Source organism: Microbulbifer sp. A4B17 (assembly GCF_003076275.1).
Lineage (GTDB): Bacteria > Pseudomonadota > Gammaproteobacteria > Pseudomonadales > Cellvibrionaceae > Microbulbifer.
In genome coordinates this window covers 2,324,649-2,337,251 of record NZ_CP029064.1, presented here as the reverse complement: position 1 = coordinate 2,337,251, position 12,603 = coordinate 2,324,649, and the positions used below count along the sequence as shown (strand labels likewise).

Sequence of the window (12,603 nt, the reverse complement as noted above, 5' to 3'; positions counted from 1 at the left end):
TAAGCGGACATTCTTTAATCCCTACATTTCTAAACCAGAAGGGAGTACCAAATAAGCTCCACTAAAATTCACTCAAAATGACCCGCAGGATAATATAGATAATTTTTCAATAAAAAAAGTGTAACGTTTCACTTCCACATATCAGTGGAACGAACTCTTTGAAGCGAAATATAGAGGTAAGCTTCAACTATCCAACCGTGATCTTGTTTGTAGATATTTAGCGCACAATAAAATCGCATTCGCAATTTCATATGCTAGATATACGAATAAAAACCGTCTTTTAAATTTGATCAAATACTTGAAGAGAACCGTATACACAAAAATACATGTCACAGTATTTTTGGCCTTTCATGAATAAAAGATATAGGAGAGATACGCCTAAACCCACTACCAGATGAGCACTTATTACTTATGCAAATCCAGCTATGCCTCACCTAAGCAAGAATTGTGCGCCCGATAAAGCCTTGCCATTCAATCAAGCTCTCAATCAACGCTATTATCCATTAGCAATCACTTTCTCTATCAATAAGTAGAGGCCTTGACAGTGAGCACTTCAGATACATCGTACAAAAATGGCCCTGTCGAGGCCAATCCATACAAGTGGCCATATAATGGGGATCTCAGGCCAGAAAACACCGCTCTCGTGGTTATTGATATGCAGGTGGACTTTTGCAGCCCCGGCGGCTATGTCGACAAGATGGGATATGATCTGGAGGCAATGCGCAGGCCCATCGAACCCATCCAGCAAGTATTGAATACGATGCGGGCAGAAAACTATCACATTATGTACACCCGGGAGGGACATCGCCCCGACCTTTCTGACCTCCCTCCAAACAAACGCTGGCGCTCACGACAAATTGCTGCAGGTATCGGCGACCCGGGACCATGTGGACGTATTTTAGTCAGGGGGGAACCTGGTTGGGACGTGATCCCTGAACTAGCGCCCAAAGCTGGTGAGGTCATTATTGATAAGCCTGGCAAAGGTACCTTCTTTTCTACAGACTTCGGGCTCATACTCAAGCTTAAAGGGATCGATAACTTGATTCTCGTGGGCGTTACAACCGACGTCTGCGTACACACCACCATGAGGGAAGCAAATGATCGAGGATTCGAGTGCCTGCTTCTATCAGACTGCACTGGGGCTACCGACATCGGCAATCATGAGTCGGCTCTCAAGATGATTACTATGCAGGGAGGTGTCTTTGGCGCTCATACAGATAGCCAGAAACTCCTGAAGGGACTAGCGGAAGCCTCTAATACCAGGTAAGTAAATAATGTATTGTAGTTGGGGAAGAGCTTGTTACTGAGATCGCTCTTCCCTAATGGCATTTTAAATCAAGCGGGCTCCGTAATTTTCAGGTCGCCAGCATATGACAAGATGAACCCCACTAAAAACATGTGCACACTGACACTGAATTGATACCGCCCTTCACTTTCTGTTTCATATGCCTTGACTTTGGGCCAAAGAAATTTGGGCAAAGCTATACCTAATAGCTTCGTTTTCGAAAACTGATATTCAAGTGCTCCGTTGACATTATGAGCGGTAAACTGCATTTCCAAAGGGCCGAGCCTTTCCACCAGGTAATTTTTTTCTGAATAAAATGATGAACTCATCTTGAACCCATCGAAATCTCTCACCCAATCCATTCGATCGGAAAAGTGCCCACAATCAACAACTAACTGCGAACTTGAACTCGCCTTCGGAAATCGAAATATTGAACAAATTGTATTCGCAATAACTCCACCTCGCTTGACTACAACAGAGCCCTCATACCTCTTCACCCCAGTGTGTGCAAATTGCAGCAGTGGAGATAATTCATTGAATGAGGACCCCATATGAGCAGAAAGTATGTTCAATATTCACTCCTATTCCTCTTCACTTCCTTTACCCACAGTACCATCTATACAGGTAACTGGCAGGCTGCAAATATTCAACCTGCCAGCGCACTCTCATTCAACTCAATGACTAAATCAAGCTTATTTGCTATTCGCTCTCAGAATAGCGCTCATAGCCCGGTGGGCGTCAACGAACCCAAGCCCGGTGTTGTGATGACCTAACCAACTACGGCGAGCATTATCTTTCAATGACTTGCTCACTAGTTGAGCAGCTTCTACCTTGCTAAGGCCGTAGTAGTCTGCCATTTCAAGGAGCAATAGGCTGACAGCCGCTAGTTGAGGAGCGGCAAAAGAGCTACCAGACTCAAAGTTTTGACTGGAAGCTGAATATACTGCATCGCCGGCAATAGCAAAGCTCTGCTTAATAGCCAAGGGGTTGTAACCCGGAACCGTCGCCGTAAGTGAGATCTCATTTGAGAATGGCTGGAGGTTGATTGCAAAAAACAAATTCTCAGCACCGGCCTGCCCTTCATTCTGAGCAAGGAATGCCCTGATTAAATCCAGGTCATAGGTAAAGAAGCTGCCGAGTGGCGGTAGCTCCAAGCGCTCTCTCACATCAGTGTTGTTATGCTCAAGATCCGTACCTGTATTTCCCAGTGACTTTGTAAAAATCTTACTTTGTAAAATAGCGGAAAGATGCTCTGCAAACTCTGGGTCCAGTTGGTCATTGGTAATATGGAATGCACGGCTCATATTGATCACACTAATGTCATCTCGATACCGCATATAGGCCATTGCATCATTATAAGTTTTGCTCTCAGCACTAACGGGTACAATAGTTGCCTTCGGAGCAATATCCAAAATGATATCAATTACGGTGTTACCATGAAGGAAAGTAATGGGATCACCAAATGCAACTTCTGCTTCAATATTGGGATACTGTTCGCGCTGCTCTTGTAAGCGTGTCGGATCAAACAAATCAAAGACAGCAATTACCATACCCTCGCCATCAAAGCGCTTAGTCAAAATTTGCTGTTTCAGTTTATAACCGGGCACATAGGGAAGCAGTAACTCATTAACTGCCAACCTGAATAGATCCAGATCAGCAATAGCAGCATCAAATTCAGACCTATATTGCTCCTGGTAATCCTCTGGCTGAAACGTGTACAGAAGCTCGGCTAATACAATAAATTCTGTGATTGACTGACCCCACTTATGCATCAGTAATTCTTCAACCATATAGTGGGATTTTGCCATTCCCGAGTATTGATCGAATTCAGCTGCCAGATATTCTTCAAGGATTGGGGATATCGGTTCTTCCCAAGGCCAGGGTGTTAACTCTTTCACAACCTCCAGAGAATCCTTAGCCTGTTCAACATCTGGAGTTGACGCAAAAATATTAAGGCTACCCAACAACAGTAAGACTGTTAATATTATCCTATTCAAAACTATTTCCTTGTTGTATCAAATTATTAGATAGTGCTTGTGAGCTGCTACAATTGATGGGATAAAACAGCTCACCTGACAGAAAAATGTCACAGCATGGGGATAGGAGCACGGATTATCTGGAAAGGCAATAAAGCGAATAAGTATCGAAATTACAAAGCTTATATTTCCTATAAACTAGAAGATATTTGATTATTTTTTTTATCAAGGGCTAAAGAGTTATTCCTGTCTGGATTTAGCCCTGCTGCAACTCCCCAAGCTCCAATCAACGCAGGAGATAATTGTCCCCCAGGGACCGGCGGCAAGCACTTATAGCGGGAAAAGCAGCCACTATTAAAGTACATGCTAGCACTAAGCCTAAAAGCACAATGGTACGTTCACCTATGGCAATACCATCCAAATAAATACCGAGTTGATCTGCAAGAAGTGGTTCAACCAACCAGCCTCCTAAAACCAGTCCAGAAACAGCCATTATCACACCTAAAAGTAAAACCAATAGCGCCTCAGTTTCGACCAATAAAAATAGAAAAACGGGGCCCGAGCCCACCGTCCGCAACAGTGCCATCTCTGATCTACGTTCACGCATCGTAGAAAGTAGCAAGATACATAAGCCTAGCAAAGCTGCCACAACCACCATCGCGGAGACAAAAAATAATACCTTTTCCAGGCCGCCCAATATTCTCCAAAGTTCCGATAATGCAATGCCCGGTAAGATTGCCATAAGTGGTTCTTTGGAATACTCGTTAACTTTTCTCTGCACCTGAAATGTAGCTATAGGGGAATTAAGCCCTAACATAAAAGCAGTAATATTTTCAGGTACTAGATCACCGTGCTCTACATCAGCACCATGAACTGCTTCCAGCCCCGCCAAGCTTACGTAGAGTGCTCGGTCTACAGGCGTGCCTGTGGGTTTAAGTATCCCGCTAACGATAAAGGGATTTTCACCATGCTCGGTAAAGTGGGTTCCCACCAAGCCATGGGATAATTTTAGGGTGTCACCAAGTTGATAGTTGAGCTCCCGGGCAACCTTTGCACCCAATATCACACTAAAGGTATCGACAAAGTTCTGGCCGCTTGAGAATTCCAGTGGCCTCTTCTTCCCATAGTGATAGTGATTGACAAAGCCCTCGGTGGTCCCCACCACTCTGTAACCACGATGAGAATCCCCCAGTGATAGTGGCACAGTCCAATTCACTTGTGGATATTGGGCAAACTCCTGATAGCTCTCCCATGAAATAAGGTTACTGGCATTTCCGATATGAAATACGCTGTACAGCAGCAGGTTTAACTCTCCGGCTGGCGCTCCAACAATTAGATCTACCCCTGACACAGTGCGACCAAAGCTGCTTTGAGTATGGCTGCGCAGCTGCTCTATTCCCAAAACCAATATCAGGCTCACAGCCACAGACAATATTGCCAGTGATACACTTCCCTTACGCTGCATCAGGCTATGCCAGGCAAGCTTAATAAACATCGGCCAATGCCTCCGGTGCAGTATCCCATTCGGGCCCGAGCTTCCAGGCAATATTCAACTCGCGTATATCCGTAACCAATGGGAAGTGCCGCTCCAGAGAGCTGTCGTGACTGACAAAAATCAGCGTACATTTTTTGAGCTTGCAAATTGTCATTAATAACTGGACAAAAGCATCTCTCGCTTCGGGATCTAAAGCAGATGTAGGTTCATCAACCAGAAGTAACTCCGGTTCATTGATCAATGCCCTCACAATTGCCACTCTTTGCTGCTGCCCAACACTCAAATTGGCAACTTTCTTGGGTAGCACTTCTTCTCCCAAGCAAAGACCCGCTAACAGCTCCCTTACCCTGTACGGAAAATCACCTCGGAAGCCGGCAAAGTGAGTGGCGACACGAATATTGTCCTCCACACTCAAGTAGGGAATCAGATTGAAGCGCTGAAATACAACACCAATATTTTTCGCCCGAAAGCGATCCCGCTTGCGTTCACTCATTACCCCAAGCGGTTGCCCTAAAACCTTAAGGCTTCCAACTTTTGCATACAGAATACCTGCCAACAGGTTTAACAATGTTGACTTTCCACTACCGGAGCGGCCGCGTAAAAATACCTGTTCACCAGTAGCCAGTGACCAATAAGGGATTTCCAGGACAGCAGGGCCTTTTCGGTAGGCGAAGCGCAGCTGCTCCACTTCAACCGCTGGATTCAACTTTGGGGGGAAGGTATTCATCTAGTACCTCATTTCCAGCATAGATTTTTTCTAGCAGATATATAATGATATATCACAACATTTTATTTAGTAAATAACCCATAACTATGAAGAGATACCCTCTTGCGATGGCTTTTGCCCTTCTTGTAACACTACTTACCACCGCCTGTGACAGTCGAGAGGAAACAAATATGGTTTCAGCGCCAGTTGCCGAACACGCTAAGGTGAAGCTGGTTAGAATCAAATATCGTGAAGTGAGTTGGGAGGAGTTAATTCCAAAAGACGATCTGGATGCGTTGCTCAATCCGCCAGAGTATATCGATAGCATTGTTGAAGGCTCAGCTGCCGATTCGATGCCTACAACATCAGTTACCTCCGGCACGACTGAAGATGATAGTCGTTACCAGGCCGCCTTAACCTCCACCCGAATAAAACCAGAGTTCGACAATCAACGAATACGTGTTTCTGGGTTTATAGTGCCAATCGAATTCAATGACGAATTGACTATTTCCAGATTCCTTTTTGTGCCCTACTTCGGAGCCTGTATCCACCTACCTCCCCCACCCCCAAACCAGGTTATTCATGGCAGTTTTTCAGCGGGGATTAAAGTTGACGCCCTCTACGAACCATTCACTATAGAGGGAAATCTAAGGACACTAAAAAAAGAGAGCGAGTTCGGTACTGCAGCCTACAGCATGGAGGTGGATAGTATTTATCCTTATGAAGAATAACGTCCCCGGGGAGCACTGCTCACCCGGGAACGCTTGATCACGCGGTTTTAGCTACTGCCAACTCCTCGCGTATGGAGCCGCCGACTATTGGCCCATCTCCCGAACCAGATATCCGGCACCATCGATATTCTCCATTACCCAGAGAATGTAAGCGATATCGACATGAATTGCCCGGGTACTATCGGTGAAGTCCCAGTCAGCATTGATGCTATCGTAGGTTCCATCGAACACAACACCTACCAGCTCGCCGCGACCATTCATGGTTGGAGACCCTGAATTACCTCCCGTAATATCTACGGTACTTAAGAAATTAACCGGTACGGAGTCCAACTGTTTTTCGTAGTAACGGCCGAAATTTTTCTTATCTATAGCTTCCATCAGAGCTTTCGGAGCATCAAACGGGTCCTCGCCGGTGTACTTGGCCTTTATGCCACGCAATGTTGTAAAAGGTACAAAACCTTGCTTGCCGTCATTGCCATCGGCAGCCTCCTTAATCGTTCCGGCTGGTGGCTCATAGCCTTTGACCAGGCCATAGGTTACGCGGAGGGAGCTATTTGCATCCGGGTAGACCGGCTTACCCAATGAGTGGTAATAATCAATCAGCATCTCCATATACTGTGGGCGCAGCTGGGCAAAGCGCCCTTTCATGGACTCCTCATGCTCTTCACGGGAAAGCATGTCATCGTACATGGCCACTGCCAGCTGGATAAAGGGATCTTTGCTCTCTTTGAAGTCTTCAGGCTTTTTGCCGATCCACGCTTCACGTACCTCAACATCGGAAAGCTCTGTCTCCTTATACATTTTGTCGAGAGTTGCCTCTAAATCAGCATTGCCTTTATCGATGTTTAAGAAACGATCAAAACTGGCTATACGCTGCTCTTTCGGAAGCGCCTGGTAGCGGTCCAGGAAGTAGAGCCAGATCTGCTTGTCGACTGACGGATGGTAGCTGCGCTCTATACGACGCATGCCCTCTGTGAACCGGGTCAGATCCCGCTCCTGATAACCCGGCTTTCGCTCGGCATCAGGCTTTTCGTTCTCTTTAGCCAATCGATACAGTTTGCTCGCGGCACCCAGCATGGCAGAGCGATCCATATAATCAATGGCCAGGTCCTGTTCACGGGTTGACTCTTTTTCTACAACCAGTGCCTTAAGGTCATCAATCGTCGACTGGTATTTTTTCTCGCGGGCCTTGTCTGAATCCACCCAAGCTTGCAAAGCTTTTTCCAGCTTTTCTTTACGCTGCAATAGATCGCTGCGCTGGTAACCCTCCATCATGCCGGTAAAGTTTTTAGAGTAATTATTCAAACCTGCCACGAGGCTTGCATACTTTAACTCTGCATCTTTATTGTCGGCAGTTGCCGCACCAATCGTTTCCGACCATTCACCCAGTACCCGCTGCATGTTTGGGTAATACCAGTTAAAGTTACTTTCCACTTCCTGGGCAGTGCGATAACGGTTAGTACGACCCGGATAACCGGCAACCATCACAAAGTCACCTTCTTTAGGCCCTTTTGCCGCTACGGGCAGATAGTGCTTGGGCTTGTAAGGAACATTATCTTTAGAATAGTCAGCCGGTTTACCATCTTTGCTAACATAGGCGCGGTAGAAGGCATAATCGCCAGTATGGCGAGGCCACATCCAGTTATCGATATCGCCGCCGAATTTGCCGATCGAAGACGCCGGCGCATGGACCAAACGCACATCGCGGATTTCCAGCTGCTTAACCAGGTAGTAATTCAAACCGCCGTAGTAGCTGTAGACCTCACAGCGATGGCCCGGATCTTTTTCACACTCGGAAACCAGCGCCTTCTCCGCTTCTTCGATTGCAGCAAAACGTGCAGCACCATCCATCTCATCAGTCAGGCGTTCGTTGACCTTGTCCGTCACTTCGTTCATTGCAACGGTGACATAGACGCGGGAGCCAGGTGCAGCAGGCAGCTCTTCAGATAAATCTCCGGCCAGGAAACCTTCAGCTAATAAATCCTTGGATTCAGTTGAATTGTAAGAAATTGAGCCGTAGGCACAGTGGTGGTTGGTAATCACCAATCCCTGGGGAGAGACAAAAGAAGCGGAACACCCCCCCAAACTGATCACCGCATTCATTGGGAACTCGGTAAGCTTGGTCATGCTGGCTGGGTCCAGCTCGAGTCCATGACCGCGAAGCTCTTTGGAGAGTTCTGGCAACTGATGTGGCTGCCACATCCCCTCGGTCGAAACGCTCTCTTTCTCAGCAGCAAGACTGGAGAAACTGGCACCAGCGAGTAGTGCAGCGGTTGCAACCCCGTAAACAATAGAATTATTTATTTTCATATTTACTCAGCAATATTTAAATAATAACGAGTTGGTTTTGGATGTTTCCCAACACCAACCCTGCCTTTTGCGGCATATACACCGAAAATTCACCTATAAACACGGCAGGCTGACAGAGTAACATACCCGCCTCGGCTGTAGGCCAACACGCATCTGCGACCCTACTTGTAGCCTGCCCATCATCGCCATTATTTCCCTGGCTCTTCCATCTAAACTGGATAAACCAGAAAGATATATTTGATACATTGTATCATTTAAGGTCTGCCAGATCTGAATAAGATGTAAGTTGCGCCGATAATAAGAAAGATATTCGCGATAAACAGTGTGGGAGCTGGCCAACGCACCCCAGAAAGCCTACTTCTATACAGCACCCGCCAGTCTCATTCCAACTATCGAAGTCAGCTCAATCATTCTGCTTCCAAATTTGTGCCTCCCCTTCAATGCCAGGACCTTGCCTAATCTCACCAACCCAAATATGATACGTTATATCATCTCCACCAATGAAGATTTAACATTCTCAGTGGGGAATCAAATTAACGTCTTGCTCTCACTCATTGAGAGCAAAGCGAATAAACAACGCGATAGATATTTGTTACTAGTCGAATTTACTTAAAAGGAGCCTAGCTTGAGCCTGACTTTCTCTACCGGCAGAATCCATGAGCCACTTATTGCACAGGTAAATAATGCGGAGCTGGTTCCATTTGAAAAAGGAGTACCTGAGGTAAAGGAGCCAGACACCCGTCGGGCCGTATCTGCGGATACGGGAGAAGTTCTGGCAGATATTTTCCAAACTGACATTAATATGGCGATCTGGCAAAGAGAACTGCCCAGTGACATAGCCAGTGATTGCCAGTCACTCTTTAACAATGGTGTACACCCCAATCGCCGAATTCTATTACCCACCACCAAGATCGACAGCCTCGCTGAAGTATTACCAGAGCTTAAGCCCTACCCGCATCTGTGTGCTGATATTCAGCTACTGGCAGATATGTTCAGTTACCTGTTTGAGCTAAACGGAGTCGGCATTCGTTTAACAACCCTGAACGGTGCAATGTGCCCCAAGTTTCATGTAGATCGGGTGCCCTGCCGATTGATTACGACTTATTTAGGTACCGGTACAGAGTGGCTGACTCCAGACTCTATTGACCCAAATACGCTCGACTTAAAGGCCAATCAGGAATTCCCCTCAACTTCCATTAATCACTTGGCATGCGGCTCAGTTGCTCTACTCAAGGGCGAACTCTGGGAGGGCAATGAAGGGTTCGGCCTGATCCATCGCTCACCCAGTGTCGAACCCGGCCAACTGCGACTACTGCTCACTTTCGATTTCGGGTCCACCGACGAGTAATGAGCGATTACTTGGACGTAAAAATCTTATCAGGAATAACTCATGAAACTTACCGCGAACCTTATCGCACTGATGACCCTTTCAAACCTCGCCCATGGAATTTCCGGCCAGGTGTTAGATTCTTCTGGAGAGCCCATCTATGGCGCCAGTGTGGAAGTCGCTGGAAGTCGACAACAATCCCAAACAGATATCCAAGGCCGATTTACACTTGAGGTGAATACTTCACAACTCCGTGAGATCCACATCAATGCTCCTGGGCACAGCCACAAAACAATAATTCTACAAGCCGGTCAGGATGAGCCCCTGACAATTACCCTGCAACACACCGTTATCGAACAAATCGACGTAACAGCCACGCCATTACATGCTTCCACCATTGAATCAGCACAACCCGTAACCGTGGTAGCTGGCGAAGAACTACGTCGAAAACAAGCTTCCACTCTGGGGGAAACTCTCAAGAATGAAGTGGGGGTTCATTCCAGCTACTTTGGACCAGTAGCCAGTAGTCCAATCATCCGGGGGCTCAACGGCCCCCGTGTTCTGATTACCCAAAATGGACTCGACAGCGCTGATGCCTCCCGAGTTGGCCCAGATCATATCGTCGCCACAGAGACAATTACCGCAGAGCAGATAGAAATCCTGCGAGGGCCTGCCACCCTGTTTTATGGGTCCGGGGCCATCGGTGGTGTAGTCAATGTGGTAGACGAGAGAATACCCACCTCCAGTGAAAACAGGACTGCTTTCTCGCTGGGAAGCAATACCGTTGCAAATGAGCGTGAGGCCTCGCTGGCACATACCGGAGGCAATGATCAGCTGGCATACCACGTGGACAGTTTCTGGCGTAAAGGTGACGACTATGAAGTCCCTTCCTCAAGCGACCATGACGTAGATTCCAGTGAAGTATTAGAGAACAGCGATTCAAAAAGTAAAGGGTTCAACATTGGTGGAAACTGGTTTTTAGATAATGGATCTATCGGCCTTGCCTATGGACGTCTGGAGCGAATTAATGGTATTCCCGGGCACGGCCACTCTGATGAACACGAAGATGATGAATCAGAGCATCATGACGAACATGAAGAAGAAGTAGAAGTAGTTTCTGATTTGAAACAGGACCGATGGCAGCTGGTCAGTGAACTGTCTCTGGACAACATATGGTTGAGTGGTCTGGACACCAGAATTGGATACACAGACTACGAACATTCTGAAATCGAAAACGACGCTGTCGGTACAACATTCAGCAATCAGACACTTCAAGCTCGGGTCAACCTATTATTGCAAGAAAGGGCCGGATGGCGCGGCGCAATAACCCTGGAGAGCAAAACTACAGATTTTGAAGCGGTAGGTGAAGAGGCCTTTACCCCGCCGAGCACAACAGAAAGCTCAGCAATTGGGCTGATACAAGAAAAGCATACGGGTGAATTCCTATGGCAACTAGGAGCCCGTGTCGAAAGAGTCACGGTTGAAGCTGCCGACGATGAATGGGAAGGAGAAAACCTCGATAAACTGACTTTTACGCCCTATAGCGTTTCTGCTGGCTTGGTCTGGGATATCGCCGCCAATTACAATGCCGGGATCTCTTTTACCCACGCACAACGGGCCCCCAGCGCCGCTGAACTTTTCTCGTATGGCCCCCATATCGGCACCAGTAGCTTCGAAGTCGGCGCTCTCTTTAAACTGGATGATGATACAGAAGAACCCTATTTTTACTATGAGAACAATGTTGATGAAGAGGTATCCAACAACATTGACCTGAGCTTTCGCAGGCATTCAGGAAATATCGGCTGGGTACTGAACTTATTCTACAACCAGATAGATAATTTCTACTACGAACGCAATACGGGCTATACCAGCGAAGACTTTGAAGAACACGATCACGAAGAGGAAGAAGAGAGTCATGATCATGGCGAACTGCCGGTTTATGTTTTCGATCAAGCGGATTCGACACTCTACGGTCTAGAAGCTGAATTTGCCTGGCAATTATCCAAGCCTCTCACGCTGACACTGTGGGGAGACACTGTTCGAGGAAAGCTGGATGACGGAGGTAATCTGCCTCGCATCCCACCTATACGATTGGGCGGCATGCTAAATTATAGTTCCAATGGATGGGATGCAGGGATCGAGGTTACGCATGCGTTTAAGCAAACCAAAGTAGCGGAACTGGAAACCACCACCGCTGCTTACACACTTTTGAATACTGAGCTTGCGTACACTTTTCTAGGGAACCAAAACAACCTGACCGTTTACCTTAAGGCTAATAACCTGACAGACGAGTTAGCCTATGTGCATTCGTCCTTCCTAAAAGAACTTGCTCCACTGCCGGGGAGGAGCTTTAGTATTGGATTGCGGGGTATGTTCTAGTCGGTCACTAAGACCACCGGCAAAGATTATTGCCGGTGGTTCCTCTGCTTGTATAAACAATTCTCACTAAGAACTGAAAAAAGTCCTTACATTCTCACAAGAGCTTCCCCTGGATCTGTAGACACCAAGTATCTAATTAGGAATTATTATGACCCAGTCAGTAGTACCCGATAATTTCGACGCGTGGCTGCATTGTATTACAATAGAGTGCGGTATTGAGCTAACTCCAGAATTTGTTGATGAGCGCATCCGCGCGCTGCAAGACAACAGTAACTACCATACACGCAACTTTATTCTTTTATATGGAACAGAGCACCACCAGAAAGTACTTAGCTGGTTTAAGCAAGCGCGTAAAGAAATATAACCCCAAAGTACCCAGCGTCTGCCAAAACCC

10 protein-coding genes are annotated in these 12,603 nt (G+C 46.8%); 5 read left to right on the top strand and 5 right to left on the bottom strand.

What is annotated here, in order from left to right:
- Positions 1-544 precede the first annotated feature (544 nt).
- On the top strand, positions 545-1,267 hold the full coding sequence (locus BTJ40_RS10540) for a cysteine hydrolase family protein (RefSeq protein WP_202862881.1): 723 nt from the start codon (positions 545-547) through the stop codon (positions 1,265-1,267).
- Between the two features lie 68 nt (positions 1,268-1,335).
- On the opposite strand, the gene BTJ40_RS10535 is transcribed toward BTJ40_RS10540, so the two are convergent.
- The 4 genes from BTJ40_RS10535 to BTJ40_RS10520 all read right to left on the bottom strand — a co-directional run bounded on the left by BTJ40_RS10535 (position 1,336) and on the right by BTJ40_RS10520 (position 5,483).
- Entirely contained in the window at positions 1,336-1,857 is a 522-nt protein-coding gene (locus BTJ40_RS10535) for a DUF4166 domain-containing protein (protein ID WP_157954001.1), read from the bottom strand.
- Positions 1,858-1,977: 120 nt separating this feature from the next.
- Entirely contained in the window at positions 1,978-3,282 is a 1,305-nt protein-coding gene (locus BTJ40_RS10530) for a hypothetical protein (RefSeq protein WP_157954000.1), read from the bottom strand.
- Positions 3,283-3,547: 265 nt separating this feature from the next.
- Complete coding sequence (locus BTJ40_RS10525) at positions 3,548-4,756, bottom strand: ABC transporter permease (protein ID WP_108733050.1); 1,209 nt, start codon at positions 4,754-4,756, stop codon at positions 3,548-3,550.
- Positions 4,746-5,483, bottom strand: a complete 738-nt coding sequence (locus BTJ40_RS10520; protein WP_108733049.1) for an ABC transporter ATP-binding protein — start codon at positions 5,481-5,483, stop codon at positions 4,746-4,748. Before BTJ40_RS10520 ends, BTJ40_RS10525 begins: the two co-directional genes overlap by 11 nt.
- Before the next feature lie 170 nt (positions 5,484-5,653).
- Here BTJ40_RS10520 and BTJ40_RS10515 point away from each other — a divergent pair, with 170 nt between their 5' ends.
- Positions 5,654-6,193, top strand: a complete 540-nt coding sequence (locus tag BTJ40_RS10515; protein WP_238152190.1) for a DUF3299 domain-containing protein — start codon at positions 5,654-5,656, stop codon at positions 6,191-6,193.
- Between the two features lie 84 nt (positions 6,194-6,277).
- On the opposite strand, the gene BTJ40_RS10510 is transcribed toward BTJ40_RS10515, so the two are convergent.
- Positions 6,278-8,503, bottom strand: a complete 2,226-nt coding sequence (locus BTJ40_RS10510) for a S46 family peptidase (RefSeq protein ID WP_108733047.1) — start codon at positions 8,501-8,503, stop codon at positions 6,278-6,280.
- Positions 8,504-9,128: 625 nt separating this feature from the next.
- On the opposite strand from BTJ40_RS10510, the gene BTJ40_RS10500 reads away from it, so the two are divergent.
- The 3 genes from BTJ40_RS10500 to BTJ40_RS10490 all read left to right on the top strand — a co-directional run bounded on the left by BTJ40_RS10500 (position 9,129) and on the right by BTJ40_RS10490 (position 12,573).
- The gene (locus BTJ40_RS10500; protein ID WP_108733045.1) at positions 9,129-9,851 is read left to right on the top strand and encodes a DUF1826 domain-containing protein; all 723 of its coding nucleotides are present in this window, start codon (positions 9,129-9,131) and stop codon (positions 9,849-9,851) included.
- A gap of 42 nt (positions 9,852-9,893) precedes the next feature.
- Positions 9,894-12,209: a TonB-dependent receptor gene (locus BTJ40_RS10495; protein ID WP_108733044.1), complete on the top strand. Its 2,316-nt coding sequence runs from the start codon at positions 9,894-9,896 to the stop codon at positions 12,207-12,209.
- 148 nt (positions 12,210-12,357) lie between these two features.
- Positions 12,358-12,573: a hypothetical protein gene (locus BTJ40_RS10490; protein WP_108733043.1), complete on the top strand. Its 216-nt coding sequence runs from the start codon at positions 12,358-12,360 to the stop codon at positions 12,571-12,573.
- The last annotated feature ends 30 nt before the right edge of the window (positions 12,574-12,603 follow it).